28 protein-coding genes and 1 pseudogene are annotated in these 25,861 nt (G+C 69.7%); 14 read left to right on the top strand and 15 right to left on the bottom strand.

The features are described 5' to 3' along the window. Positions 1–35 precede the first annotated feature (35 nt). Positions 36–1,076, top strand: a complete 1,041-nt coding sequence (locus ABTZ89_RS02615) for a type III polyketide synthase (RefSeq protein ID WP_351039250.1) — start codon at positions 36–38, stop codon at positions 1,074–1,076. Beyond that, the gene (locus ABTZ89_RS02610; protein WP_351039244.1) at positions 1,073–1,780 is read left to right on the top strand and encodes a YqjF family protein; all 708 of its coding nucleotides are present in this window, start codon (positions 1,073–1,075) and stop codon (positions 1,778–1,780) included. Before ABTZ89_RS02615 ends, ABTZ89_RS02610 begins: the two co-directional genes overlap by 4 nt. A gap of 176 nt (positions 1,781–1,956) precedes the next feature. Here the strand turns inward: ABTZ89_RS02610 and tnpA are convergent. Continuing rightward, positions 1,957–2,235 (bottom strand): annotated as a pseudogene (gene tnpA / locus ABTZ89_RS02605) (IS200/IS605 family transposase); the annotation flags it as partial. On the opposite strand from tnpA, the gene ABTZ89_RS02600 reads away from it, so the two are divergent. Then, entirely contained in the window at positions 2,186–3,460 is a 1,275-nt protein-coding gene (locus tag ABTZ89_RS02600) for an RNA-guided endonuclease InsQ/TnpB family protein (RefSeq protein ID WP_351039238.1), read from the top strand. The pseudogene tnpA and the gene ABTZ89_RS02600 overlap by 50 nt on opposite strands. A gap of 71 nt (positions 3,461–3,531) precedes the next feature. Here the strand turns inward: ABTZ89_RS02600 and ABTZ89_RS02595 are convergent, their stop codons facing one another. Both ABTZ89_RS02595 and ABTZ89_RS02590 read right to left on the bottom strand, forming a co-directional pair. Continuing rightward, positions 3,532–4,053, bottom strand: coding sequence for a lytic polysaccharide monooxygenase auxiliary activity family 9 protein (locus tag ABTZ89_RS02595; protein ID WP_351039235.1), 522 nt, complete (start codon positions 4,051–4,053; stop codon positions 3,532–3,534). Positions 4,054–4,292: 239 nt separating this feature from the next. Continuing rightward, positions 4,293–5,063 (bottom strand): AraC family transcriptional regulator, encoded by a 771-nt coding sequence (locus tag ABTZ89_RS02590; protein WP_270950376.1) that lies wholly within the window; start codon positions 5,061–5,063, stop codon positions 4,293–4,295. A gap of 58 nt (positions 5,064–5,121) precedes the next feature. On the opposite strand from ABTZ89_RS02590, the gene ABTZ89_RS02585 reads away from it, so the two are divergent. Then, the gene (locus ABTZ89_RS02585) at positions 5,122–6,276 is read left to right on the top strand and encodes an MFS transporter (protein WP_351039247.1); all 1,155 of its coding nucleotides are present in this window, start codon (positions 5,122–5,124) and stop codon (positions 6,274–6,276) included. Between the two features lies 1 nt (position 6,277). Here ABTZ89_RS02585 and ligD read toward each other — a convergent pair whose 3' ends face one another. Then, positions 6,278–7,840, bottom strand: coding sequence for a non-homologous end-joining DNA ligase (gene ligD / locus ABTZ89_RS02580; protein WP_351039231.1), 1,563 nt, complete (start codon positions 7,838–7,840; stop codon positions 6,278–6,280). A 104-nt stretch (positions 7,841–7,944) separates the two neighbouring features. Here ligD and ABTZ89_RS02575 point away from each other — a divergent pair, with 104 nt between their 5' ends. Next, the gene (locus ABTZ89_RS02575) at positions 7,945–9,057 is read left to right on the top strand and encodes an NAD(P)/FAD-dependent oxidoreductase (RefSeq protein WP_351039229.1); all 1,113 of its coding nucleotides are present in this window, start codon (positions 7,945–7,947) and stop codon (positions 9,055–9,057) included. A gap of 44 nt (positions 9,058–9,101) precedes the next feature. On the opposite strand, the gene ABTZ89_RS02570 is transcribed toward ABTZ89_RS02575, so the two are convergent. After that, positions 9,102–9,275 (bottom strand): DUF397 domain-containing protein, encoded by a 174-nt coding sequence (locus tag ABTZ89_RS02570; RefSeq protein ID WP_351039226.1) that lies wholly within the window; start codon positions 9,273–9,275, stop codon positions 9,102–9,104. Positions 9,276–9,278: 3 nt separating this feature from the next. Next, the gene (locus ABTZ89_RS02565; RefSeq protein WP_351039223.1) at positions 9,279–10,010 is read right to left on the bottom strand and encodes a helix-turn-helix domain-containing protein; all 732 of its coding nucleotides are present in this window, start codon (positions 10,008–10,010) and stop codon (positions 9,279–9,281) included. Positions 10,011–10,260: 250 nt separating this feature from the next. Between ABTZ89_RS02565 and ABTZ89_RS02560 the strand changes: the two genes are divergently transcribed. Then, positions 10,261–10,764 carry a hypothetical protein gene (locus tag ABTZ89_RS02560; protein WP_351039220.1) on the top strand — a complete coding sequence of 168 codons (504 nt, stop codon included), beginning with the start codon at positions 10,261–10,263 and terminating at the stop codon, positions 10,762–10,764. Positions 10,765–10,784: 20 nt separating this feature from the next. On the opposite strand, the gene ABTZ89_RS02555 is transcribed toward ABTZ89_RS02560, so the two are convergent. After that, entirely contained in the window at positions 10,785–11,267 is a 483-nt protein-coding gene (locus ABTZ89_RS02555) for a YbaK/EbsC family protein (RefSeq protein WP_351039217.1), read from the bottom strand. 143 nt (positions 11,268–11,410) lie between these two features. Here ABTZ89_RS02555 and ABTZ89_RS02550 point away from each other — a divergent pair, with 143 nt between their 5' ends. Further along, complete coding sequence (locus ABTZ89_RS02550) at positions 11,411–12,160, top strand: lipoate--protein ligase family protein (protein ID WP_351039214.1); 750 nt, start codon at positions 11,411–11,413, stop codon at positions 12,158–12,160. Between the two features lie 65 nt (positions 12,161–12,225). Here the strand turns inward: ABTZ89_RS02550 and ABTZ89_RS02545 are convergent, their stop codons facing one another. Continuing rightward, on the bottom strand, positions 12,226–12,705 hold the full coding sequence (locus ABTZ89_RS02545; protein WP_351039212.1) for a DinB family protein: 480 nt from the start codon (positions 12,703–12,705) through the stop codon (positions 12,226–12,228). A 13-nt stretch (positions 12,706–12,718) separates the two neighbouring features. Continuing rightward, positions 12,719–13,345, bottom strand: coding sequence for a class I SAM-dependent methyltransferase (locus ABTZ89_RS02540; protein WP_351039209.1), 627 nt, complete (start codon positions 13,343–13,345; stop codon positions 12,719–12,721). Positions 13,346–13,432: 87 nt separating this feature from the next. Here ABTZ89_RS02540 and ABTZ89_RS02535 point away from each other — a divergent pair, with 87 nt between their 5' ends. From ABTZ89_RS02535 to ABTZ89_RS02520, 4 genes are all read left to right on the top strand, one after another. After that, positions 13,433–14,038, top strand: coding sequence for a helix-turn-helix domain-containing protein (locus ABTZ89_RS02535; protein WP_351039206.1), 606 nt, complete (start codon positions 13,433–13,435; stop codon positions 14,036–14,038). A gap of 109 nt (positions 14,039–14,147) precedes the next feature. Next, entirely contained in the window at positions 14,148–14,828 is a 681-nt protein-coding gene (locus ABTZ89_RS02530) for an MFS transporter (protein ID WP_351039203.1), read from the top strand. Further along, a complete protein-coding gene (locus ABTZ89_RS02525) occupies positions 14,759–15,271 on the top strand; it encodes an MFS transporter (RefSeq protein WP_351039201.1) in 513 nt (170 codons plus the stop codon). The genes ABTZ89_RS02530 and ABTZ89_RS02525 overlap by 70 nt, the downstream gene beginning before the upstream one ends. Before the next feature lie 175 nt (positions 15,272–15,446). Beyond that, positions 15,447–16,220 (top strand): endonuclease I family protein, encoded by a 774-nt coding sequence (locus ABTZ89_RS02520; RefSeq protein ID WP_270950387.1) that lies wholly within the window; start codon positions 15,447–15,449, stop codon positions 16,218–16,220. A gap of 55 nt (positions 16,221–16,275) precedes the next feature. Here the strand turns inward: ABTZ89_RS02520 and ABTZ89_RS02515 are convergent, their stop codons facing one another. From ABTZ89_RS02515 to ABTZ89_RS02490, 6 genes are all read right to left on the bottom strand, one after another. After that, positions 16,276–17,118 (bottom strand): alpha/beta fold hydrolase, encoded by an 843-nt coding sequence (locus ABTZ89_RS02515; RefSeq protein ID WP_351039197.1) that lies wholly within the window; start codon positions 17,116–17,118, stop codon positions 16,276–16,278. A 38-nt stretch (positions 17,119–17,156) separates the two neighbouring features. After that, a complete protein-coding gene (locus ABTZ89_RS02510) occupies positions 17,157–17,702 on the bottom strand; it encodes a PadR family transcriptional regulator (RefSeq protein ID WP_270950389.1) in 546 nt (181 codons plus the stop codon). Between the two features lie 63 nt (positions 17,703–17,765). After that, positions 17,766–18,746 carry an NAD(P)H-dependent flavin oxidoreductase gene (locus tag ABTZ89_RS02505; protein ID WP_351039194.1) on the bottom strand — a complete coding sequence of 327 codons (981 nt, stop codon included), beginning with the start codon at positions 18,744–18,746 and terminating at the stop codon, positions 17,766–17,768. A gap of 149 nt (positions 18,747–18,895) precedes the next feature. After that, positions 18,896–19,663 (bottom strand): SDR family NAD(P)-dependent oxidoreductase, encoded by a 768-nt coding sequence (locus tag ABTZ89_RS02500; RefSeq protein WP_351039191.1) that lies wholly within the window; start codon positions 19,661–19,663, stop codon positions 18,896–18,898. 9 nt (positions 19,664–19,672) lie between these two features. Next, positions 19,673–21,238 (bottom strand): long-chain-fatty-acid--CoA ligase, encoded by a 1,566-nt coding sequence (locus ABTZ89_RS02495; protein ID WP_351039188.1) that lies wholly within the window; start codon positions 21,236–21,238, stop codon positions 19,673–19,675. 76 nt (positions 21,239–21,314) lie between these two features. Next, complete coding sequence (locus ABTZ89_RS02490) at positions 21,315–21,941, bottom strand: TetR/AcrR family transcriptional regulator (RefSeq protein ID WP_351039185.1); 627 nt, start codon at positions 21,939–21,941, stop codon at positions 21,315–21,317. A 157-nt stretch (positions 21,942–22,098) separates the two neighbouring features. Here ABTZ89_RS02490 and ABTZ89_RS02485 point away from each other — a divergent pair, with 157 nt between their 5' ends. The 3 genes from ABTZ89_RS02485 to ABTZ89_RS02475 all read left to right on the top strand — a co-directional run bounded on the left by ABTZ89_RS02485 (position 22,099) and on the right by ABTZ89_RS02475 (position 25,761). Continuing rightward, a complete protein-coding gene (locus ABTZ89_RS02485) occupies positions 22,099–23,298 on the top strand; it encodes an acyl-CoA dehydrogenase family protein (RefSeq protein ID WP_351039182.1) in 1,200 nt (399 codons plus the stop codon). Between the two features lie 50 nt (positions 23,299–23,348). Continuing rightward, on the top strand, positions 23,349–24,428 hold the full coding sequence (locus ABTZ89_RS02480) for an acyl-CoA dehydrogenase family protein (RefSeq protein WP_351039180.1): 1,080 nt from the start codon (positions 23,349–23,351) through the stop codon (positions 24,426–24,428). Between the two features lie 136 nt (positions 24,429–24,564). Beyond that, on the top strand, positions 24,565–25,761 hold the full coding sequence (locus ABTZ89_RS02475) for an MFS transporter (RefSeq protein ID WP_270950397.1): 1,197 nt from the start codon (positions 24,565–24,567) through the stop codon (positions 25,759–25,761). Positions 25,762–25,861 lie beyond the last annotated feature (100 nt).

Below are 25,861 nucleotides of genomic sequence, written 5' to 3'. Positions count from 1 at the left end.
GGCGGCGATCCCGACCACGACACCGAAGCGCCGCGGTGGTGATCCCGGCGATCGTCGGATTCGGCTCGGCGCTGCCGCACTCCGCCGAGCAGCGAGAACTGTGGGACGGCTTCTTCGCGGCCCACTTCGGCGGCAGCGCCCTGGCACATCGGCTGTTCTCCGCGGTCGGCGTGCGCCGCAGGCACACGGTGGTGAACCCGGTCGAGGAAGACCTGTCCGGATGGACCACGGCGGCGCGGATGCGCCGGTTCGACGAACACGCGCCACCTCTGGGCCACGAAGCGGTGCGTGCGGCGCTGGACGACGCGGGCCTGGATCCGCAGGACGTCCGGCTGCTCACCGTTGCGTCCTGCACCGGCTACGGGACCCCTGGCCTGGACATCAAGCTCGCCGGGTCGCTGGGGCTTCGCTCCGACCTGCGACGGCTGTTCGTCGGGCACATGGGCTGCTACGCGGCCCTTCCGGCGCTCGGCGGTGTCGCGGACTTCGTCGCCGCGCGCGGACAGCCCGCTGTCCTCCTGTGCCTGGAGCTGACCTCGCTGCACATCCAGCCGCCCACCGCCGACCCCCAGCAGATCGTCTCGCACGCGTTGTTCGGTGACGCGGCGGTGGCAGTGGTCGTGGACCCGAGCGCTGCCGGGCTTGCCGTGGTCGACCTCGAGGCGTTCACCGACACCAGCGGACTCGACCACATGACCTGGGACATCACCGATCTCGGCTTCCGGATGGGCCTTTCCCCGCGTGTTCCCGACGTGCTGGGCCGCCACCTCGGTGCGGTGATCGGCGACCTGATCGGCCGCAACGGCCTGCGCCTGGCGGACATCGACGGTTGGGCGGTGCACCCCGGCGGGCCACGTATCCTCGACACGGTGGAGACGACGTTGGGCTTGCCCGCGACGGCGTTGCAGCCATCGCGGAACGTGCTGGCAGAGCGCGGGAACTGCTCCTCGGCGACGCTGCTGCTGGTGCTCGAAGAGCTGGTCTCCGACGGGCTGCGAGCCGGGAGCCACGTGGTGGCAATGGCTTTCGGGCCAGGTCTGACGCTCTACGCGACTTTGCTGCGGGTGACCGCATGACCGAACCGCTGACGCTCGCCGCCCCGCACCGGGTCCGCTGCTCCCTGACCGACCAGGTCTGGCGCGACGTCGTGTTCGCCCACTGGCCGTGCGATCCCGCCCTGCTCCAGCCGATGCTGCCGCGCGGTACCCGGCCCGACCTGTTCGCCGGATCCGGCTGGATCGGTCTGATCGGGCTGCGGATGACGGTCAGCTCGGTGCTGGGAGTGCCGACGCCGCCCGCATTCCGCGACTTCAACGAGCTCAACGTCCGGACCTACGCCGTGGACGAGCGGGGCCGCCGAGGGCTGGTGTTCCTGAGCATGGAGGCGTCCAACCGGGCATTCGTGCGGATCGCACGCGGTTCGGTGGAGCTGCCTTACCGGTACGCGCAGGTGGAGTTCACCCACCGCGGAAGCGAATTCGGTTACCAGGTGCGGCGAGGCGACGTCGGGCTGGAACTGCGGGTGCGGCGCGGTCCGCGCATCGCGGCGGGAGAGGCCGAGCGGTTCGACACCTCGCGCTGGCGGATGTTCTCCACCTGGCGAGGACGCGCCCTGCACACCCCGGCCGAGCACGAACCGTGGGCCCTGCACAGCGCAGAACCGCTGTCCTGCGCGGATTTCGGCCTGATCGCCGAACTCGGCCTGCCCGCTCCGGATCAGGTTTCGGCGCTGGTGGCGTCCAGAGTGGACGCCCGGTTCGGCTTGCCGAGCAGGCTCTGACGGGCGGCGGGCCCGCCTCCGGGAGCTGGAGTGCGGGCCCGCCTTGTCACCAGAGGTGGTCATCGGGGGGAGCGTAGCGCGGATGCCCCGTCCTCAGGGCGGGGAGGAAGCGCGACAACTCTCCGCCCGGCTGTTACGTCACAGGACGGGCCTGCCGCTCGATGTACTGGCGCACCGCGTAACAGTCGGGACGAGACGCCTTTCAGGCTGTTGATCAGCTTCGATACCGTGATCTTGGGTGGGAAGATGACCAGCAGGTGTACGTGGTTGGTTTCGCCGTTGAACCCTTCCGGCTCGGTTTCGAACTGGGCGTACACGCCGCACATGATCTCTTCTATGCGCCGGAGGTGAGTGTTCGGTGAACACGGGTGCCGGTACTTGGTGACGAAAACCAAGTGTGCGTGCATGAGAAACACCACGTGCCGACCTGTACGGAACCCGTTGCTGATCTCCATAAATCAACGCCCTATGGTGATTGTCATGCGAGCTGGTGGTAAGACGGATATCGGGCACGCCCGGTACACCTACCGTCTTCGCCTGTCCGCCACCGCCCGCCGATCGTTGGTGGCGGAGTGGGATCGGTGCCGGTGGGTGTGGAACCAATGCGTGGCAGAGTCCCGCCGCGCTCACCAGGCTGGGGAGAAGTGTGGACCCGCGTACTTGGACAAGCTCCTGACCGGATGGCGAGCGGAACGTTGCTGGCTGCGCCAGGGCGGTTCGGTGCCGCAGCAGCAGATCATCCGTGATTTCGCTAAGAGTCGTGCCAAGGCTCTGAAGGACATCAAGAACCGGCTTCCGATCAAGCAGCGGGCTGGGATGCCACGCTTTAAGAAGAAGGCTCTGGCGCGTCCGTCGTTGAACTACACCCAGCGCGGATTCCGGCTCACCGACGGTTGCCTGCATCTCGCGTGTGGCATTGCCGTCACCGTGGTGTGGTCCCGCTTCCTCCCGTCTCAGCCGTCCTCGGTGCGGATCTACCAAGACGCCTTGGGCCACTGGTATGCCTCGTTCGTGGTCGCTACCGAGGTCGAGCCACTTCCCGAAACCGGGCGCGTGATCGGTATCGACTGGGGCGTGGCCGAAACCGCTACCACCACCAGCGATGACCATGACCTGCCCCACGCGCAGCACGGCAAGAACGCTGCTGTTGGACTAGCGCGGTATCAGCGGATGATGGCCCGACGCCGCCCGCCCAAGGGGAAACCCGCGTCGAAGCGGTATCGCAAAGCCCAGAAGCAGGCAGCGCGGGCGCACGCGAAGGTCGTTCGGCAACGTCAGGATGATGCCCGGAAGTGGGCCAAGCGAGTGGTTGCCGACCACGATGCGATTGCAGTGGAGGACTTCCGGCCCAAGTTCCTAGCGAAGACCACGATGGCGCGGAAAGCTGCTGATGCGGCGATCAGCGCTACCAAGAACGAACTGATCAGCATGGGACGCAAGCACGGCCGCCTGGTGGTGCTTGTCGATCCCAAGCACACGACGATGGACTGCGGAACGTGCGGAGCGAGAACCAAGCACGCGCTACCGCTGTCAGAACGTACCTACATCTGCACCGCATGCGGCCGTGTGTCCCCGAGAGACAAAAACAGTGCGCATGTGATGCTGGTCCGGGCTGGGCTGTACCCGGCTGGTGTTGAGAGCACAAGACCCGACCGTCCGCAGGACGGTCGGGCAGCTTGAGCCAGGAATCCCCATCAACGCACTGCACGGCGAGGGACGAAGAATCCCCCCGCCTTCAGGCGGGGGAGCAGTCAATTGCCGCCGACGTTGAGGTCGACGCAGGCGTAGAAGGCGTTCGCGGTGTCGGCGACGTTCCACACCGCCAGCACCTTCTGCGGGCCGCTGACGCCACCGAGGTCCACGGTGTGCGACAGCTGGTTCGGCGGCTGCTTGCCGCCCTCGTCGAAGACCGCCACGCGGTTGCCGCCGATGAAGTACTCCCAGGTGCTGGTGGCGTGCGCCGCGGTGAGCGTCCAGTTGAACGTCACCGAGTTGCCGACCGGGGTGGCCGTCCAGCCCTTGCTGTCGTCGTCGAGCTCGGCGAAGGCCTCGTTGCCGCCGCTGCAGCTGGTCAGGCCCTTGGGGCCCTCGACGCTCTGCGGCTCGTACTTGATCGGCCCGCACGGGACGGTGCCCGCGGCGCACTGCGCCTGGCGGCTGGGCGGGGTGTCGATGTAGCCGTGCGCGCTGGCGGTGCTGGTCGGGATCGCCACCAGGAACGGCGCGATCGCGGCACCGACAGCGGCTGCGGCGAGCTTCGGCTTCTTGTTCATGTCAGCTCCTTGGGGGAGACCGCGCCCAGGAACGCCGGACGTCCTGGTGGCGGCGCTGGTGGAACATGGCCGAGGAAGGGGAGAGGGGGCATTCCGACGACCGCTGGTTCATCGACTCTTCACCGAGCCGTGGTCTGGACCATAAGTGCACGATTTGCCCGGGGTCAAGAATGTCCGATGCCCGGAAGCGGAACGCGATTTTCCCAAGCAGATTCCCGTTTTTCCCGAACGGGAGCTGATTACTGGCCGACGTCCGGCGGGTCGATGCTACCGGTGGGCGGCTTTCCCGGGGTGTGCCCGAACGTCCGGCGGAACACCTCGATGAACGCGCTGGCCGAGGACCAACCCGTCCGGTGCGCCACTGACGTGACCGCTTCGCCTTCGGCGAGCAGGCGAAGCGCGTGGCACAGCCGCAGCTGCGTGCGCCACTGCGGGAACGTCATCCGCATCTCGGCCCGGAACAGGCGGCTCAACGTGCGCTCGCTCGCCCCGACCTGCGCCCCCAACGAGGTCAGAGTCCGCTGGTCGGCGGGATCCTCGTCGAGGAGCGCGCAGACCTCCGCCAGGCGCGGATCCTTCGGGGTGGGCAGGCGAATCGGCTGCTGCGAGGTGCGGCGCAGCTGGTCGAGCAGGACGGAGTGCAGCCGCAGCCGTTCGGCGTCGTCGGCGAACTCGTTGCGGGTGCAGGCCAGGATCAGCTCCCGCAGCAGCGGGCTGACCGCCAGCACGGCCGGTGCCACCGGCAGGGAAGGATTTTCGGTCGTGGGCACGCCGACGGTGTGCAGATCGGTTTCGCCGTAGGCGCGGTGCTCGTGCACGACCCCCGCCGGGATCCACAGCGCCCGGGTGCCCGGTGCGATCCAGGTGCCGGCTTCGGTCGTGATCTGGAGGACGCCGCGTCCGGCGTAGACGATCTGGTGGTCGTCGTGCACGTGCGCATCCACCCCGGAACCGGGCGGCAGGCGGACCAGTGTGGTGGCGGCTCGCGGGGTGTGGCGGATTTTCGACACGAGGTGGCAGTTTATCGGAAGCGGGACAGCCGCTGCTCGTTCGAAGATCTCCTGCGTGATGCAGAAGGTGAACCGGCCCGTCGGCCTGCTCGCGGTCGGCCACGCCGGTGTGGACGTCTACCAGGGCGCGGTACCTGCGGTGATCCCGTTCCTGGTGTTCGAACGCCACTACGGCTACGTCGCGGTGTCCGGGATCGTGCTGGCCGCGACGTTGCTGTCGTCGGTGGTGCAGCCGCTTTTCGGTGCGCTCACCGACCGGTTCCGGATGCCGTGGCTGGTTCCGGTGAGCATGACGACCGCAGGGCTCGGCGTGGCGTTGAGCGGTGTTGGCGACTCCTACCCGCTGACCTGGCTCGCGGTCGCGTTGTCCGGGCTCGGGGTGGCGGCCTACCACCCGGAGGCGGCTCGGCTGGCGCGCGCGGCTTCGGGAGGTAGCCACCTGGCGATGAGCTGGTTCTCGCTCGGCGGCAACATCGGTTTCGCGCTGGCGCCGATCGTCGTCGCACCGATCCTGTCCGCAGGAGGGCTGGGCGCCACTCCGTGGCTGTTCGTTCCCGCGCTGCTGGGCGGATCGGTGACGGTGATCGCGCTCCGCTCGATCACCGCGGTCGGTCCCACGACGTCCGCGTCCAAGCGGGGCGTCGACGACTGGCCGGTGTTCCTGCGCCTGACCGCCGTCATCGTCTTCCGCTCCATCGTCTACATCGGACTGAGCGCTTTCGTCGCGCTGTGGGCGCAACAACGGGTCGGTGGCGGCGAGTTCACCGGAGCGGTGGCGTTGTTCGTGCTCTTCGCCGGGGGAGCGGTCGGCACCCTGCTCGGCGGCAGGCTCGCCACGTCCTGGGGTCGAATCCGGACGATGCGGATCGCGTACGCGGCGACGATCCCAGCGCTGGTCGGCGTGGTCTACGCGCCGGGTGCCCTGGTCCACGTCTTCGTCGCGCTCGTCGCGGTGCTGCTCTACATCCCGTTCTCGCTGCACGTCACGCTCGGGCAGGACTACCTGCCCAACCGCATCGGCACCGCCAGCGGGGTGACGCTCGGTGTGGCGGTGAGCGTGGGTGGCGTCGCCACGCCGTTGCTCGGCCTGATCGCGGAGCGGACCGACCTGCGGACGGCGCTGGGGTCCTTGCTGGTGTTCCCGGTGCTGGCCTGGCTGCTTGCCCGGACGCTGCCCGAGCCGGCAGCCCTGGAAACCGCGGCGAACCGATGAGTCACACCGGTGGGAGCTGCTGCTGCACTTCGAGCAGCGGGGCGAACGGGTCGCCGACCCGGGCCACGCGGTCCAGCACCGTTCGGATGGTCCAGCGGTCCGGGGCCAGGTCCGGGTCGTCGAGCTCGTCCCACTCCAGCGGGACCGACACCGGGGCCCCCGGTCGCGGTCGCGCGCTGTAGGGGGCGACGAGGGTCTTGTTGATGACGTTCTGGGTGTAGTCCAAGCGGGCCAGCCCGCGCCGCTCGGACTTCGTCCACGCCCAGCTGACCAGCTCCGGAACGGTGTTGCCGACCGCCCGCGACACCTGCTGCACCCAGGCGCGGGTCTCGACGTAGGTGTAGCGCGGTTCCACCGGGGCCCAGATCTGGATGCCGCGCTGGCCGGTGACCTTCGGCCGCGCCACCACCCCGAGGTGCTCCATCGCGGTGCGGTGCAACCGGGCCAGCACCAGCACTTCCTCGAAGGTGGTCCGGCTGCCCGGATCGATGTCGAACAGCGCCCACGTCGGGTGCTGCACGTCGGCGGCGCGCGAGGTCCAGGCGTGCAGCTCCAGCGCCGCGTAGTTGGCGAGCCAGGCCAGCGCGGCGACGCTGTCCGGGATCAGGTACCACTGGGTGTCGCCCGGGTCGGCGTCGGGATAGCGCCAGCGCTGCAACCAGTCCGGGGCGTGGCCGGGCACCTCCTTGTGCCAGAAGCCGGGTTCGGTGACGCCGTTGGGGAACCGGTGCGAGTTCAGCGGCCGCCCGTCGAGGTAGGGCAGCATCACCGGGGCGATCTGCGCGTAGTAGCGGATCAGATCGCGCTTGGTCACCGCCGCTTCGCCGGCCCGACCCGGGAAGAGCACTTTGTCCAGATTGGTCAGCGCGAGGTCGCGGCCGTCCACCCGCCATCGACCTTTGGCGCCGAGCTCGTCCAGCGCGGCGATTTCGGCTTCGCTGGGCGCTTTCCAGCCTCCGAGGTGGATCTCGGCCTGGGCGGGTGGGAGATCGCCGCGCCACATCGCCTCCGGTGCGGCGGCGACCTCTTCGTTGGTGCGCCCGGACTTCACCGACCGCGGATGCTCCTCCGGATCCCAGCCCGCCTGGGCGTGCTCGTCCTTCTTGTGCAGCAGCAGCCACTGCGTCTCACCGCGCCGCACCAGCACGAACCGGCCCACGAGCTTCTCGCCGCGCAGGTCGAAGTGCAGCGTTCCGGCCTCGATCGCGGCGGCCGGATCGTCCTCGCCGGGCGTCCAGGTGCCGCGGTCCCAGACGATGACGTCCCCGCCGCCGTACTCGCCGGCCGGGATGGTGCCCTCGAAGTCGGCGTACTCCAGCGGGTGGTCCTCGACGTGCACGGCCATCCGCCGGACCGAGGGATCCAGCGTCGGCCCCTTGGGCACCGCCCAGCTGACCAGCACCCCGTCCAGCTCCAGCCGCAGGTCGTAGTGGCGGCGCCGGGCCCGGTGGCGCTGCACGACGAACCGGTTCCCAGCGCCGGCGGTCGTCGTGGCACCGCGAGGCTCGGCGGTGCGGGTGAAGTCCCGCATCTCCCGGTACTTCGCCAGGCGCTCCTCGGCCACCACTCCCACCCCGGCTCGATCGGTGACGTGGGACACATGTTGTCACAGTTCGGCGGGGTGTTCCGTTCAACGACCACGAGGCATCGAACGGAGAGGACGGGGCCATGGCGCAGCAGATCGTGGTCGTCGGAGCGGGCTACACCGGACTGGCCGCTGCCAAGCTGGCAGCGCGGTGGACCGGTGCCCGGGTAACGCTGATCAACGCGGGGGACCGGTTCGTCGAGCGCGTCCGCCTGCACCAGCTCGCGGCAGGGCAGCACCTGCGCGACCTGCCGCTGGCGGACCTGGTCGAGGGCACCGGGGTGGAGCTGATCGTCGACCGGGTGGCCGACATCGACGCTTCGGCTCGGACCCTGCGGCTGGCGGGCACGTCCCGCGACGTCGGCTACGACCGCCTGATCTACGCCGTCGGCAGTGCTGCGGACACGACCTCGGTCCCCGGTGTCGCCGAGCACGCCTTCAGCGTCGCCACCAGCGACGATGCCCTGAGCCTGAAGCAGCGCCTGGCGGACAGCGAGGTCGTCGCCGTCGTCGGTGGCGGGCTGACCGGCATCGAAGCCGCGGCGGAGCTGGCCGAGACGCACCCGGCGCTGAAGGTTCGGCTGCTCACCAGGGGCGACCTCGGCGCCGGGCTTTCCGAGCTGGGGAAGGACCACCTGCGGTGCACCTTCGCCCGCCTGGGCGTCGAGATCCGCGAGAACGCGAGCGCGTCGGAGGTGCGCGCGGACGGACTGCTGCTGGCCGACGGCGCGCACGTCGCCGCCGACACCGTGGTGTGGACGGCGGGGTTCCGGGTGCCGGACCTGGCGGAGCGGGCGGGTTTCGCGGTCGACGACAGCGGTCGGGTGATCGTGGACGGCGAGTTCCGCTCGATCTCCCACCCGGAGGTGACGGCGATCGGTGACGCGGCAGCAGGCCGCACGCGCACCGGCCAGGAACTCCGCATGGCCTGCGCAACGGGCCTGCCCTCGACCCAGCACGCGGTCCGCGCGCTCGCCGCCCGCCTCGCCGGACGCGAACCCCGCCGGCTGCGTTTCCGCTACCTCAACCAGTGCATCAGCCTCGGCCGCAAGGACGCCCTCGTCCAGTTCACCCACGCCGACGACACCCCGAAGGAATCGGTCCTCACCGGCCGAAAAGCGGCCCTCTACAAGGAAATGATCGTCCGGGGAACGATCGTCTTCGAACGCCACCCCACCATCCCGACCTCGCTCTGAGAACCGATCGGCCCCGAGGTCCGGTCCTCGGGGCCGCTTTCTCTTCACCGATCGAACCGGCCGTCCTTGACCGCCCGGATGAGCACAGCAGCGTCGATCTGGATCCAGGGGCCGTCGGGGTCCTTGGAATCGCGGACCAGACCACGTGGACGGGACAGCTCAACGCAGTTCCCGTTCGGACCGGTGTAGCTGGACTTCTGCCAGGAATACCTGATCACTCTTCAACTCTCCCACTTCGCCTTCGCCTTCATGATGAACTCGACGGATTCCTCCTTGTCCAAGGCCAAGCTCTCGATCTGCTGGATTGCGCTGCGGTACTCGTTGACGTCGTGCTCGGTCGGGATGAAGGCACCAGAGCTGTAGTGCTCGAAGTGAACGACCGGCGTGATGTCGTCGAACTCGTACAGGACGAACGGCCCTAGGAGCCCTGGGTGCCAGCCCGCGCGAAGCGGTACGACACGTACAGCTACATTGCTCCGGCCTGCGAGCTCGGCGAGTTGGTCGAGTTGCTCGACCATGACGTCAGCCGATCCGATGGGCTCGAACAGCGCTGCCTCACCGATGAAGGCGTTGAAGCTGACCGGGGCGTTTCTGCGCACGATGACCTCGCGTCTGCTCGCGCTCAACATCACCCGGAGTTCCGTATCGGCTTCGGAGAGGCCGCTGGCCTTCTTCATCGATCGGTTGTAATCCAGCGTTTGGAGCAGGCCCGGCACCAGCATCGGTGCCCATTCGGCTATCGCAGATGCGGCTCGTTCGCACTCGACTGCTCCGGCGAGCTGCTGCGGAATGCCGTTCAGCCCGACTGTGAGCCAGTTCGGTTCGTGCACGTTGCGGGCTAGGTCGAGGATTCGATCACGTTCCGCTGCCGTGACGCGCAGCGTTGCGAGGATGGCCGCGACGGTCTCGATCTTCGGAACGCGCTTTCCGGTCTCCCAGTTCGAGATCTCCACGTGGGTGTACGAGTAGTCGACCCAGTTCGCGAACGCCGATTCCGGAGGAGACCCGGGCTTCTCGTAGCGCGGCCGACAATGCTCGCGCCCGTGGCGTACCTGCTGTGGCAGCCATGAAACACATCCCATCAGTAGCTGAAAGTCAATTGATCACCCGATTCGAGGAGTGGTGGAGCTGTCGTGCTACCAGACACGCTAACTCCTGTCTGAGGTCTGGTAGCACTACCAACATTGGGGAGAAGAAGTCGCGATGTGCAAGGAAGAAGCGGCAACAGCACCCGTTTGCGCGGAATCCGGTTGGCAGGTCCGGTACTTCCAGTACCGGGACGGGATGGTGCCCGAATGGTCCAGGTTCGCCCACATCCGTCGTGATGAGACCGGATCGCAGGTTCGGTCCTGGTGTTGGCAGACGTTCCGGCTCGAGGAGGTCGAGGACTGCTCTGCGCCGCGAGTGATGGCGATGGGATTGCCGTATGCGGCAACCGAGTGCACGGACTGCTTCGTGCGCTTCGCCTTCCGGGAATCGCCGGATTCCGCGTTCGATGTGGGGCAGGGGCTCATCCCCGCTCGAATCGACACTCCTGACCAGATGGCCTCTGCGATGCGTGTCCTGCAGCGGGAGCTGGTGGATGAAGCGGGTCGAATTCCTGGTGGGGTGGTCGATCCAGACCGGCTGGGACGGCTCGCGGGGGAGGTGGAGCGGTTCGGTCGAGCGCTGCGGCGATTTGGTTGGTTGGCCGCTTGCCGCTCATGACTCCGCGTCTGCGGTTGGGGTCAGGGGGTGACGGGGAGTTCGGTGGCGTTGGTGATGTGGCGGAGTTCTGCTGCTGTGGTGGGGAAGACCGTTCGGGGTGTTCCTGCTGCTGCCCAGATCTGCGGGTAGTCGGACAGGGCTGCGTCGACCACGGTGGGCAGCGGGGTCGGGTGGCCCACCGGGGCCACTCCGCCGATGACCTGGCCGGTGGCTGCTCGGACCTGGTCCGGGGTGGCTCGGTGGAGCTTGCCGCGGCCCCAGCGCTCGGCGAGGGCTGCGGTGTCCACTCGGTGGCGGCCGCTGGTGAGGACTAGCACCGGTTCGTCGTCGGAGAGGAAGACCAGGCTGTTGGCGATCGCGCCGATGTCGCAGCCGAGCGCTGCCGCGGCTTCTGCGGCGGTGCGGGTCGAGTCCGCCAGTTCGCGGACCTCGCCTCGGACACCTGCGGCCGCCAGTGCGCGGGCGACCTCCTGGCTGCGGGCTGGGAGGTGGCTGGTCGTCATGCTTGTCCTGTTCAACGAGCTTCGTTCTGTATGTGGAACGATAGGTCAGGGCTGTTCAGTCGGTCAACGCGAGGGTCGGAACGCCCATAGTGGACATTTGGCGCAGGGGTTGGTCGTGAGTGCGACCGATTAGGATCGTCGCCGTGGAGCTTTATCGCGGTGCGCTCGGAGCGGATGCGGATCAGGCCTTGGAGGTCGCGGTCGCGCACGCGATGCTGCGCCAGGTCAGCGAAGGCGATGCCGGCGCCGGCGTGCGGATCTACCGGCCCAGCGGGCGCGTGGTGGCGTTCGGGCGCCGGGACACCTTGCTGCCCGGCTTCCGGGATGCCGTCCGGGCGGTGCGCGACGCCGGGTTCACCCCGGTCGTTCGGGCGCCCGGCGGGCGGGCGGTGGCCTACACCGAGCGCTCCCTGGTCGTCGACCACGTCGGCCCGGACCCCGGCTACCTGTCCGGGATGGAGGAGCGGTTCACCGGGTACGCCGAGCTGTGGGCCGACGTGCTGCGCAAGCACGGCGTCGAAGCGCAGATCGGTGCCGTGCCCGGCGAGTACTGCCCCGGGGCGCACAGCGTCAACGCGCGGGGGCGGGTGAAGCTGGTCGGCACGGCGCAGCGGTTGGTGCGCAGTGCTTGGCTGTTCAGCGCGGTGGTGATCGTCGACGACACCGAGGTGCTGCGGCCGCTGCTCACCGAGGTCTACCGGCTGCTGGACCTGCCCTTCGACGACGACTCCGTCGGATCCGTCGTCGACGAATCCCCGGGGCTGGAGCTGGACGCGCTGGAAGCCGAGGTGATCGCCACCTACGACGACCGCTACGGCCTGGAACCCTCCCCGCTGCCGGAGGACTTGCTGTCCCGCGCTCGGGACCTGGCCGCCGACCACCGCGTCGGCTGAGCATCAGGCGGATCGCCGCTGGACGGTCCTAAGTGGACTAGTCCCGTGCTCGGGCGGTGGGGATGTCAGCGCCCGATCGTGCCGTCGATCAGCTCGCGGAGGATGTCCGCGTGACCCGCGTGACGGCCGGTCTCCTCGATCATGTGGGTCAGGGCCCACCGGACGCTGGGAGCCGGACGGTCCGATCGAGGGCGGGGCACCGGTGCGCCGAGGTCTGAGCACCCGTCGAGGACCTCGTTCGCACAGTCGACAGCCTCCCGGTAGCGGGCGACGACATCCGCTGCGCTGTCCTCCGGTGCGGCCCGGAACGTCGCCTGCCAGTCGGCGACGCGGTCCCCGAGGAACATCGCGCGCTCGACGGACGTGAGGTGGTTGAGCAGGCCGAGCAGGTTCGTGCCCGAGGGCACACCGGCCGTCCGCACCTGCGGTTCGGGCGCACTGTCGACCTTCGCGGCGATCGAGGACCGGAGGTAGTCGAGGAACCCGCGCAGGACCTCGGCCTCGCTGTTGCCGGTCCGGGGCGGTGGGGAATCGGTGCGGGGCAAGGCGATCCTCCGATCAGGCAGTGCGACGGACGAGCAGGACGTGGTCGACGACCTCGGCGGTGCGCCCGCCCGGGCCGGTCGCGATCCGGCGAGCTGCCTCAGCCCGCTCGATCACCCACGTAGTCAGGTCCAGGTCGATGCCTTCGGCGACCTCCTGCGCGCTCGGGTACCGGACGTCGGGGTCCTGGTTCCACGACCACGGTGCGGTCGAACCGTGGTCGACGACCAGCAGCCGCCCGTGCGGGCGCAGGGCGTGCGCGGCAGAGCGAAGGACGCTCGCGCGGTCCAGGGGCGCGGGGGTTTGCAGGTAGTGGGCGCAGATCAGGTCGAACCGACCTCGCGGGAAGGACTCCTGCAAGTCGTGGCGCGCGGGGCTGATGCGTTCGGCCAAGCCGGTTGAGCGGGCGAGGTCGACGAGACGCTCGACGGCCACTGCGGAGATGTCGACGGCGGTGACGCGCCATCCCCGCCTGGCCAGCCACAGCGCGTCACCGCCATCGCCGCACCCGAGATCCAGCGCGTCGCCTGGCGGGAGGTCCGCGACGACTTCGGTGAGGCGGGCGTTCGGCTGGGGGTCGGTGGCCGGTGTCCGGGCCGCGTGGACGTCGTCCCAGAACGCGACCGCTTCGGTGGTGCTCATCAAGACTCCTTCGCTCGGTGGGTCCTCAGTCTTGCCGGGCTCGCCACCGCCTGGCACGAGATCTTGCTGTTCCGGCAAGATGGCCGCGTGGGGCGGAAAACGGACGACGACGTGCTCGGCTCGGTGGGACCGCGACTCCGCGCGCTGCGCCGCGACCGCGGCATCACCCTCGCTGAACTCGCGGCGAGGACCGGCGTATCGGAGAGCACCCTGTCCCGGTTGGAGAGCGGGCAGCGCCGGGCGACCCTCGAATTGCTGCTGCCGCTGTCCCGCACCTACGACGTGCCGCTGGACGACCTGGTCGGCGCCCCGCGCACCGGGGATCCCCGCATCCACCTCAAGCCGATCCACCGGTTCGGGATGACCTTCCTCCCGCTGTCCCGGCGGCCGGGCGGGGTGCAGGCGTTCAAGATGATCATTCCCGCCCGGCCCGAACCGCTCGAGCCGACGCCGCAGACCCACGACGGTTTCGAGTGGTTGTACGTGCTGAACGGACGCCTGCGGCTCGTGCTGGGGGAGCGGGACCTGACGTTGCCGCCCGGCGAGGCGGCCGAGTTCGCCACGTCCTCGCCGCATTGGCTGGGCAGCGCCGACGGCGGTGCGGTCGAGCTCCTGATCCTGTTCGGCGTGCAGGGCATGCGCGCGCACGTGAGCCCCGACGCGGGCCGCCGAGGCTCGGCGAAGGGGCTGTGACGTGCGGCGGGACCGGCTCGACTTCGCCGGTGGGGTGTGATCCACTGCCGGTGGATAGTTCGCTCGGCGAAAGGTCTAGGTCTGTGGCTCCCACCGGGGAGACCGGGCGGTGAACTCCCGGATCCCGCTGTACGTCGGCGGTCTGCTCGGACCGTTCGGCGGCGGCATCGTGTCCGCGATGCTTCCGGAGCTCGGCCGGAGCTTCGGGGTCTCGGAAGGTGCAGCGGCGACGTCGTTGACGGCCTACCTGCTGCCGTTCGCCCTCGTCATGCTCGTGTCCGGCAGCCTCGGCGAGCGATGGGGGCTGGCGCGCAGCATCCGGTTCGCCTACGTGGGCTACGTGCTGGCCGCGCTGCTCGCGGTGGTGGCGCCGTGGTTCTGGGCGTTCCAGGTCAGCCGGGCGCTGCAGGGCGTCGCGAACGCCTTCACCACCCCGCTGCTGCTGGCCAAGCTCGCCGCGGTGACGCCGAAGGACCGGCTCGGCCGGGCGCTGGGCACCTACGGCGCGATGCAGGCGATCGGCCAGACCACGGCGCCGCTGGTCGGCGGACTGGCCGCGGAAGGGGCGTGGCAGTGGGCCTTCGTCGGACTGGCCGCGGTCGCAGCGGTGCTCGCGGTCGGCCCCTTGCCCGCTGACGAGCCCGACGGCGAGCGGCGGGAGCCGGCGAGGCTGCGAGACGCGTGGCGTTCGCCGGTCTGCTGGTCGGCGGGGTCGCGTTCGTGTCCTGGGCATCGCTGGCCGGTCTGCCGTTCCTGGTCTCGTTCCGCCTCGACGACGCGTTCTCGCTGAGCCCGGGGGCGCGGGGCCTGGTCCTGACCGGCTTCGGCTTCGCCGGGGCGATCACGGCTCGGTTGACCGGTGGGGCGGTGGACCGGTTCGGGCCGCGCTCGATCGTCGGCGCGGGCCTGCTGATCTCGGCCTTCGCGGTCGGGTCGATCGGGCTGGCCGCCTGGCTGCCCGCGGTGGTCGTGGCGTGGGCGGTCAGCGGGATCTGCGCGCAGCTCGTGCTGGTGGGAATTCACGCGACGGTGCTCGTCGGCGGTTCCTCCGGGGGAGGCGGCGTCATCTCGGTGGTCACCGCCTTGCGCTTCCTCGGGATGTCCGTCTCACCAGCGGTGTTCACCGGGATCTACCGGTACGACGCGGCGCTGGGCTTCCTGGCGCCGGCGCTTCTGCTGGCACTGACTATTCCCGTTGTTCACGTTTGGTGGCCGCGCCGGGACCGCGCGTGACGACGCGATCGCGGCGCGTTTTCCCAGTTTGGGCGGCCTTCGGCGGATTCGGCGCAATCCGCCGTTCGCGAACTTGATCACTGTCCGACACTGAGCTCCCCCAATTGGTTCACCCAATGGTGATCGTTGGTGTGGCACGCTTCCCCCGGTTGCACACGGGGAGAGGACCACACCGATGAAAACCACCCGATGGAAGCCGTTATCCCTGTTATTAGGCGTCGCCCTGGTGGCGATCCCGGTTCCGTCGGCGGGCGCGTCCACCGCCGACGACTACTACCAGGACGCCGAGGGCAAGACCGGCCAGGAGCTCAAGACCGCGCTGCACGGGATCATCAGCAGCGGCACCACCACCCTGGACTACGACCAGGTGTGGGACGCGATCAAGGTCACCGACGAGGACCCGAACAACCCGAACAACGTCGTCCTGCTCTACACCGGCCGATCGCAGGGCAAGGACACCAACGGCGGTGACGCCGACAACTGGAACCGCGAGCACGTCTGGGCCAAGTCGCACGGCGACTTCGGCACCTCGCCCGGTCCCGGCACCGACGTCCACCACCTGCGCGCGACCGACGTCTCGGTCAACTCCGAGCGCGGCAACAAGGACTTCGACATGGGCGGCGAAGAGGTCGGCGAGGCGCCGGGCAACTTCACCGACGGCGACTCCTGGGAGCCGCGCGACGAGGTCAAGGGCGACGTCGCCCGGATGATCTTCTACATGTCGGTCCGCTACGACGGCGGCGACGGCTTCCCGGACCTCGAGGTCAACGACCAGGTCGACAACGGCAGCGCGCCCAACATCGGCAAGGTCTCGGTGCTCAAGCAGTGGAACGAGCAGGACCCGCCGGACGCCGGCGAGCAGCGCCGCAACCAGGTCATCTTCGACCAGTTCCAGCACAACCGGAACCCGTTCATCGACCACCCGGAGTGGGTGTCCGAGATCTGGTGACCCGGAGCGAGGGGGTATCCGCGGCGGTGTTCGCGGGTGCCCCCTCGTCGTTTGGTCAGCGCAGGAAGTCGGCCAGCACGTCGTTGAGGTGCTCGGCGCGGTGGCCGGGAATCGAGTGGTGGCTGACGTCCGGCAGCACCTCGGTCCGGACATCGGGAACGGTGCGCTGCGCCTCGGCGACGAGGCTGTTGACGTCGTGCGCCTTGGACTTCTCCGCGGCCAGGACCAGCGTCGGCACCGACAACCGGGTGGGATCGGGTTTCGGGCCGGTGATCACCTTCGACCGCGGGAAGGTCGCCGCGCGGGCCAGCAGCCCCAGCTGGGTGGCGTCGATCCCGGATCCACCGGTTTCCCACCGCAGGAACTTGCGCGTTCGCCGGGGATTCGGGAGCAGCAGCATCGGCACGGCGCGCAGCAGGTACTTCCGGTTCCACCCGGTGAAGCAGTCGGTCGGGTCCAGCACGGCGAGTCGGCGCACGCGGGGCGAGCGAACCGCGTGGTGCAGCGCGATCCAGGCGCCGTAGGAATGCCCGCACAGGTCCGCGGATTCCAGGCCGAGCTGGTCGAACACGTCGTCCAACCAAGACATCAGGTCGTCGATGTCCCGGATCGGCTCGCCGTCGGCGACACTGCGCCCGGCCTCTCCAAGCAGGTCCACGGCGTGGATGCGGTGCGTCTCACCGAGCTTTTCGACGTTGGCCGCCCAGATCGCCGAAGTCGCACCTCCACCGGGCAGCAGCACCAGGGGTGTTCCGTCGGCGTTGCCGCAGGTGTGGACGCGAGTGGTTCCCCAGGCGGACGCGAGGTCACGTGCTTCGAACGGGATCGGCCACTGCGCGAGCGCGGCGTCGTAGGCGGTGAAGAAGTCCTCGGCGTCCTGCGGGTTCTGGAAACCCATGTGCACCTCGCTCGTCGATCAGCTCGATGATCGAGAGACTAGCTGCCGGCATCGGCCTCGAGTGCGGCGATGACCTCGTCGCACCAGTCCACCATCGACTGCTCGGTGCGGATTCCGCCGCTCAGCACCAGGAACTGGTGCAGCGGCTGGCCGGACAGCCGCGTCCGGTCCGGGAAGTCGCGCTGCTCGATGGCCTGGTAGACCGCCCGGCGCTCGGCGTGCAGGGTGCGGTGGCGGCGGACCTCGGCGAGGACCTGCTCGATCTCGCCGTAGGAGGCACCGCGGATCTTTACCGACAGCTCGTTGCGCACCGTCGGCGGATCCGCCGGCTCGGCGAGCCAACGGGCCAGTTCGGCAGTTCCGGAATCGCTGACCCGGTAGACCTTCTTGTCCGGCCGCTTCTCCTGCGCCACCTCGTCGGCGGAGACCCAGCCGAGTTCCACCATCCGCTTCAGGCTCCGGTAGATCTGCTGGTGGCTGGCGCCCCAGAAGTACCCGATCGACTTGTCGAACCGCCGGGCCAGCTCGTACCCGGATCCCGCGCGTTCCTGCAACGACACCAGGATCGCGTACTCCAACGACACCGCGCACTCCTCAGCTCAGGTGGCACTGCTGGTGCCGACGATAGTCCGCAGTGGACTCCGGGATCACGCGAGCAGGCTCCCGAGCCGGCCGCGGATCAGCTCGGTCGCCTCGCCCACGATCCGCTGCACGAGCTCGTCGACGGTGGGGACGTCGTCGATCAGGCCCTGCACCATGCCGACGCTCCAGATGCCCAGCTCGGTGTCGCCCTGCTCGTAGACCTGCCGCCCGCGCGCCCCGGCGACCAGCTCGCGCACGTCCTCGAAGGCGCCGCCGGCGTCCAGCCGGGACACCACTTCGCGGCTGACGGAGTTGCTGGCCACGCGCGCGGTGTTGCGCAGCGGCCGGAAGATCAGCTCGGTGTCGAGCTCGCTGGCCTCGGCGATCTGCTTCTTGACCTGGTCGTGGATCGGCGACTCGGCGGTGCACATGAACCGGGTGCCCATGTTGATGCCGTCGGCGCCCAGCGCGAGCGCGGCGACCAGGCCGCGGGCGTCGGCGAACCCGCCGGAGGCGATGATCGGGATGCTTAGCTCGTCGGCGGCCCGGGGGATGAGGACCAGCCCGGGAACGTCGTCCTCGCCGGGATGTCCGGCGCATTCGAAGCCGTCGATGCTGACCGCGTCGACGCCGAGCTTCTGCGCCTTGAGCGCGTGCCGGACGCTGGTGCACTTGTGCAGGACCTTCACCCCGGCCGGTTTGAAGGCGGCGACCTGCTCGGCCGGGTTGGCGCCCGCGGTCTCCACGATCTCGATGCCGGACTCGATGATGGCCTGCCGGTACTCCGCGTAGGGCGGCGGCGTGATGGTCGGCAGGATCGTGATGTTGACGCCGAAGGGCTTGTCGGTCAGCTCGCGGCAGCGCGCGATCTCCTTGACCAGGTCCTCGGGCGTGGGCTGGGTCAACGCGGTGATCATGCCCAGCGCCCCGGCGTTGGCGACGGCGGCGACGAGCTCGGCCCGCCCGACCCACTGCATCCCGCCTTGCACGACGGGGTGCTCGACCCCGAACTCCTCGGTGAACCTGGTCCGAATCGCGCTGCCCATGACTCGCCTCCCGAAGTGCGCTGCTCACGGGCAACCTACTATGCACAAAGTTGCAATGCAACAAGTTGCATATCGTCGCGACCCGGCAAGACCCGTGAGCACTTCCTGGTGCCATAGCGCCGGAAAGTGCTCACGGGCCTCGTCCGAGGTCAGAAGGAGACGTAGCCGCCGTCGACCGTGATGGCATCCGCGGTGTGGAACGCGCTGGCGGGGCTGGCCAGGTACACCGCGAGCGCGCCGAAGTCCGACGGCGCACCCCAGCGGCCCGCCGGAACGCGGGGGAGGACCTTGCGCTCGAAGGCCTCCGAGTTCAGCAGCGGATCCGCCAGCGGTGTGCTCACCCAGCCCGGGAGCACGGCGTTGGCCCGGATGCCGTGGCGGCCCAGCTCGACCGCGATCGACTTGATCATGGAGATCAGCGCGGCCTTCGACGCCGCGTAGGCCTGACCGCGCGGCTGGCCCTGCTGGGCGGCGAGGCTCGACGTGCCGACCAGGCTGCCGCCTTCGCCCTGCGCGAGGAGCCGGCGGGCGGCGGCGCGCAGGGTGAGGAAGGCGCCGTCCAGGTTGACCCGGGTGACCCGGCGGAACTCGCTGAGCTCGGTCTCGGTGAAACGGGTTGCGGCGCCGCCGATCCCGGCGTTGGCGAAGCACGAGTCCAGCCGGCCGAACTCGGCGGTGGTCCGCGCCATCGCCTCGTCGACCTGGTCCTCGTCGCCGACGTCGCAGCGCAGCGCGAGCACCTGACCGCCGTGCCGCGCCAACTGCTGCGCGGCAGCGTCGTTGCGCTCGCCGTTGGTGCCCCAGATGCACACGGCCGCTCCGGCGGCGGCCAGCGCATCGGCCATCGCCAGGCCGATGCCGGAATTGCCGCCGGTGACGACGGAGACGTGCCCGCTGAGGTCGAACGGGTTGGTCATGTCAGCGCTTCACTCCTCGATGGAGAGCTGGCCTGCTGCGTGTTCGGTGCGCAGTTGGGTTTTGAGGACCTTGCCGCTGGGGTTGCGGGGCAGCTCGGTGACGACGGCGAGCCGGCGGGGGCGCTTGTAACCGGCCAGCCGGTCGCGGCACCAGGTCGAGATGTCCTCGAGGGACGGGGGATCGGCGGGGTCGCGGGGGCTGATGACCGCGAGCGGGGATTCGCCCCAGCGGTCGTCCGGGACGCCGATCAGGGCGACTTCGGCGATCCCGGGGTGGGCTGCCAGGACGTCCTCCACCTCGGCGCAGTAGATGTTCTCGCCACCGGAGATGATCATGTCCTTCTTGCGGTCCACCACGTAGAGGTAGCCGTCCTCGTCCTGGCGCACCAGGTCGCCGGAGTGGAACCAGCCGCCGCGGAACGCCTCGGCGGTCTCGGCCGGTTTGCCCCAGTACTCCCGCATCACCGTCGGACCCCGGTAGACGATCTCGCCGACCTCGCCGGGTGCCACGTCGTTCATGTCGTCGTCGACGATCCGCACCTCGACGTTGATCATCGGCGTGCCCACGGATCCGATCTTGTGCAGCGCGTCCTCGGCGCGCAGTACGGTGGTCACCGGGCAGCACTCGGTCTGCCCGAACGCGGTGGTGATGTCGGTGTCCGGGAACTTCTCGAACATCGAGCGCAGCAGCGTGGTCGATGCGGGCGCCGCGCCCCAGGTGATCCGCCGCAGCGCGGACAGGTCGTGGTTGGCGAGATCGGGCAGGTCGCAGATCGCCTGCCACTGCGCGGGAACCAGGAAGCAGGCGGTGATCCGCTCCCGGGCCATCAGCTCGACGATCTCCGCCGGGTCGAACCGGCCCGATGCGGTGAGCACGATCCGGCCGCCCTGCAGCAGGTAGGGCAGCATCCCGGACACCCCGGCGATGTGGAACAGCGGCACCCCGACCAGCCAGACCTGGTCCTCGCCGGTGATGCCGTGGTGCACCATCGAGCTGAACGTGTGCATCAGCAGGTTGTGGTGGGTCAGCACGGCGCCCTTGGGGCGGCCGGTGGTCCCGGAGGTGTACATGATGAACGCCGGGGACTGCTCGTCCACCGCGATCTCGACGTGCTCCGGTGAGGCGGCGGCCAGCGCCGATTCGTAGTCGCCGGAGTCCCCGACGACCAGCCGGACGTCCACGTCGGACGCGGTTTCCCGGGCCTTGTCCAGGGTTTCGGCGAACAGCTCGTCGACGATCGCGGCACGAGCTCCGCTGTCGGTCAACGCGTAGGCGACCTCGTCGGCGACCAGCCGGAAGTTGATCGGCACGCAGATCGCGCCCAGCCGGGCCACGGCGAGGTAGGACTCGACGACCTCCAGCCCGTTGCGGCCGAGCACCGCCACCCGGTCGCCCGGCTCGACACCGCGATCGGCCAGCGCGTTGGCCAGCCGGCTGACGCGTTCGTCCAGTTCGCGGTAGGTGCGTCCGGTGCCTGCGAAGCGCAGTGCGATCTCGTCGGGGATCTTGCGGGCGTGGCGGGCGAGCTGGTCGCTGATGGTCATGCCTCGGCCGGACTGCGCGAATGCTGGCATCGCTACCTCGTCGGTGAGGGTGACGTGACGCGCCTCATACTGCGTCGGCCGGACACCGGTGGTCAACCGCGACCGGTCAGCCGTCGAACAGCAGCCGCCGGGTGATGGACTTCCAGACGTCCAGGTGCGCCGACCTGGAGGGGGAGCGGTCTTCGAAGGCGTAGGCCAGTGCCGCGCCGCGCATGCTGGTGAACAGCATCTCGCGCAGCTGCGGGTACACCGGGTGGTCGCACACCGCCGGGCCCCAGATCCGGTCGGACACCGATCGGATCGCCCGGCGCAGCCGCCGTTCCTCCGGGCGGAGGGCCGCGCTGAGCGCCGGATTGGTCCGGGCGGCTGTCCACAGCTCCATCGCGGCCCAGAAGTGCGGCTCGTGGAAGGTCTCCCACAGCAGGTCGATGCAGCGGTCGACGCGGCGGGGCCCTTCGGGCATGTCCGCGAGCCGTTCGGCGACCCGCTGCTCGGTCTGCACCAGGCGGTCCCGGGCCAGGTGCTGCGCGGCCGCGACCAGCAGTTCGTCGCGGGACGGGAAGTGGTGCAGCAGCCGCCCCCGGGAGACCCCGGCCTTGGCCTGGATGGCCAGCGTGGAGGCGCCCGCGTAGCCGTGCTCGACCAGGCAGTCGACGGCGGCTTCGAGGATCAGCGTGCGGCTGTCGGCTGCCCGTTCCTGCCGGGTCCGCTGGTCGTTCCGGGTCTGGTCCACGCGAGCAGGGTACCGCCGACCAGGAGCATCCACAGTGGACTCCGCTGGAGCACGGGCCGCTGCTGCATTCGACGGGTGTTCGCGGCGCGTCCGATCGGTTACAGTCAGCGTTGACTGATCGGGTTGCCGCCGCGCCGCCGGGCTGGAGGGAGACCACATGAGCGTCGACGAGTTCCGCGCCGGTGCGCGGGAATTCCTGGCCCGCAACGCACCCGGACCGCTCGCGGAGCTGGAACCCGCCGAGCAGCTGCGGGCCGCGAAGCGGTTCCAGGCCGCCGCCTACGACGCGGGGCTGATCGGCATCACCTGGCCCACCGAGTACGGCGGCCGCGGGCTCAGCACCGCCGAACAGCAGGCCTACAACGAAGAAGCGGTGCACTACGACCTGCCCAGCGCGCCGTTCATGGTCGGCATGGGCATGTGCGGACCGACGCTGCTGGACCTGGGCAGCCACGAGCAGAAGACCCGCTACCTGCCGCCGCTGCTGCGCGGCGACGAGATCTGGTGCCAGCTGTTCTCCGAGCCCGGTGCCGGCTCGGACGTGGCTAGCCTGCAGACCCGCGCGGTCCGCGACGACGACTCCTGGGTGATCAACGGCCAGAAGGTGTGGACCTCCGGGGCGCAGTTCTCCGACTTCGGCGCGCTGCTCGCCCGCACCGATCCGGACGTGCCGAAGCACCGCGGTATCACCATGTTCATCGTGGACATGCGCAGTCCGGGCGTGACGGTCCGGCCGCTGCGGGACATGACCGGACGCGCTCCGTTCAACGAGGTCTACTTCGACGACGTGCGCATCCCGGCCGACGCGGTGATCGGCGAGGTCGGTGGCGGCTGGCTGGCCGCGCTCACCATGCTCGGCCACGAGCGGATCTCCATCGGCGGATCGGTCCGGCGCGGCAGCGACCCGCTGGCCTACGACAACCTGGTCGAACTCGCCCGGCGGCAGAACCGCGCGGACGATCCGGTGGTGCGCGATCGGCTCGCCGAGATGTACGCGCACGAACGGGCTTTGGCGCTGTTCAACACCAAGCTCCGGCAGGAGGCCGCGGCGGGCTCGTCGCCCGGGGCTCGCGGATCGGTCGCCAAGCTCGCCGGTGCCGAGCTGCTGTGGCGTGCCGTGGACACCGCCGGGCTCATCGCCGGATCGGCGCTGACCTCGTGGGAGGACGGCGATTCGGAGGCCGAGGAGATGGCGATCGCCATCAACGGCACCCCGGCGATGAGCATCGCCGGCGGGTCCAACCAGGTGCAGCGCAACATCATCGGGGAGCGGATCCTCGGTCTGCCGAAGGAACCCCAGGTCGACCGCGACGTCCCGTTCCGCGAGCTGAAGGTCGGCACCCAGCGGACCCCGTGACCCCCCGCACTGCGAGAAGAGTTCGCCTGAAGTCCACTGAGGAGTGTGCGATGCAGCTGGTGCTGGACCCGGAGCAGCAGGAACTGCGGTCCGCGGTGCGGAAGTTCCTCGCGGAGCACGCACCGTCGCAGCGGGTGCGGGAACTGGCGGAAGGCGACGGCCACGACGCCCAGCTGTGGCGGCGGCTGTCGACGGAGCTGGGGCTGACCGGGCTCGTGGTACCGGAGGAGTACGGCGGTTCCGGTGCTGGTCACGTGGAGCGGGCAGTGGTGCTGGAAGAGCTGGGCGCAGCGCTGGCACCAGTGCCGTTCCTGGCCTCCGCGGTGCTGGCCACCGACGTGCTGCTCGCGGTGGACGACGAGGCCGCCCGCGCGGAACTACTGCCCGCGATGGTGTCCGGTGAGCTGATCGCGGCGGTGGCGTGGGACCAGGAGTCGGTCCCGACCGCGACGCCTCGCGATGGCAGGTGGGTGCTGGACGGGCGCGCGCAGCGCGTGGTGTCCGGTGACATCGCGGATGTCGTGCTGGTGCAGGCCAAGACCGGGCAGGGCACCGCGTGGTTCCGCGCGCGGGCCGAGCACATCGCGAAAACGCCGCTGCGCACGCTGGATCCGACGCGGCGCCTGACGAACCTCGACTTCACCGCCGCACCGGCCGAGCTCCTGGCGTCGTCGGACCCGGATGCGGTGCGCGCCCGGGTACGGGACCTCGCCGCCGTGGCGCTGTCCGCCGAGCAGCTCGGCGGCATGGCGCGGGTGTTGGAGATGACCGCCGAGTACACCAAGGTCCGGGTGCAGTTCGGCCGCACCATCGGCTCCTACCAAGGTGTCAAGCACCGGCTGGCCGACATGTACAGCGCACTCGAGCAGGCCGGTGCGGCGGTGCGCTACGCGGCGTGGACGGCGGACTCCGATCCGGAAGAGCTCCCGCTCGCCGCAGCGCTGGTGCAGGTCCTGGTCTCACCCGCCAACTTCCAAGCAGCGGCCGACACCGTCCAGCTCCACGGCGGCATCGGCTACACCTGGGAGCACGACGCGCACCTCTACTACAAGCGCGCCAAGACCTCGCAACTCCTGCTGGGCACCCCGGACGAGAACCGCGCCCGCCTCGCCGACCTGCTCCAGATCTGACCGCAGCCGGCAACTCTCCTCGCGCAACGGGTGAAATCCGGGCGCACGTGACGGATCTCTCGCTGGCAGCGCCGGAAACTCTGCCAAGCTGGGAAGGTTCGGAACTCGGGCTCGCGCGGCGAGGAGTGAACGGCAAGTGCAGGTCGATGACCGCCCCTTCGAACTGAGAACCGTTGCGCTCGCGGCATTCGGGCCGACCCTGCTCTTCGCCATCGGCGAGGGCGCCATCATCCCGATGATCCCCCTGGTCGCCGCCGACCAGGGCGCGAACCTCGGGGTGCTCGGGCTGATCGCGGCGATGCTGATGGTCGGCGAGCTGATCGGCGACGTGCCCAGCGGAGTGCTCGTGCACCGGCTCGGCGAGCGCACCGCGATGATCGGTGCCGCGATCGTCTCGGTGCTGGGCCTGCTCGGCTGCTACTTCTCCACGGATCCGTGGATGCTGGGCGCCTGCGTGTTCGTCGTCGGCCTGGCCACGGCGGTCTTCGCGCTGGCCAGGCACGCGTTCATCACCACCACCGTCCCGCTGCGGTACCGGGCGAGGGCGTTGAGCGTGCTCGGCGGGCTGTTCCGGGCGGGGTACTTCATCGGCCCGTTCCTCTCGGCGCTCGTGCTGCTGGCGACTCCGGACAAGCGCGCGGTCTTCCTGCTGCACATCGGATTCGCCGCGGCCGCGATCATCCTGCTGCTGTGCACGAAGGACCTCGGCTCCGCGGAGAAGGACGGCGTCGAGCAGTCGCACCAAGGTCTGGTCACCACGCTGGTGGAGCACCGCGGCGTGCTGGTGCGGATGGGAACCTGCGCGGCCCTGATCGGCGGACTGCGCGCATCGCGGATGGTCGTGCTGCCGCTGGTGGCCGTGGCCTCCGAGCTGCCGCCGTCGACGACCGCCCTGATCATCGGCATCGCCGGCGGGGTCGACTTCGCGCTGTCCTACAGCTCCGGCCAGATCATGGACCGCTTCGGCCGGATCTGGGCGGCGGTGCCGTCGATGGTCGGCCTGGCGGTGGGCCACCTCCTGCTGTTCGTCGTGACCGATGTGCCCACTTTCGCCGCTGTCGCAGTGCTGTTGGCGCTGGCGAACGGGACCAGCTCCGGAATCCTGATGACCCTCGGCGCCGACCTGGCGCCGCAGCCGGGCCCGGCGCCGTTCCTCGGAGCCTGGCGCTTCACCGCCGATTTCGGGCAAGCGGTCGGCCCGGTCACCATCTCCGGCCTGACCGCGCTGCTGGGCGTCGGCCTGGCCGGAGCGGGCATGGGAGTGCTCGGCCTGCTCGGTGCCGGTCTGCTGATGCGCTACGTGCCCCGCTACGTCCCGCGGGGGAGCGGCTGAACCCCCGTGCGCTTGGCCACATTCCCCGCGTGGCGGAGTGAACCCCGGCTACTCCGGATGATCGAATGTCCGGAGCGCTGTCGTCGAACCGGGAGAATGC

It is taken from the genome of Saccharopolyspora sp. NPDC002686 (genome assembly GCF_040295745.1).
In the GTDB taxonomy this organism is placed as follows: domain Bacteria; phylum Actinomycetota; class Actinomycetes; order Mycobacteriales; family Pseudonocardiaceae; genus Saccharopolyspora; species Saccharopolyspora oryzae.
Note: the sequence above shows the minus strand (reverse complement) of the source record. Positions and strands in the feature narration are given on the sequence as shown.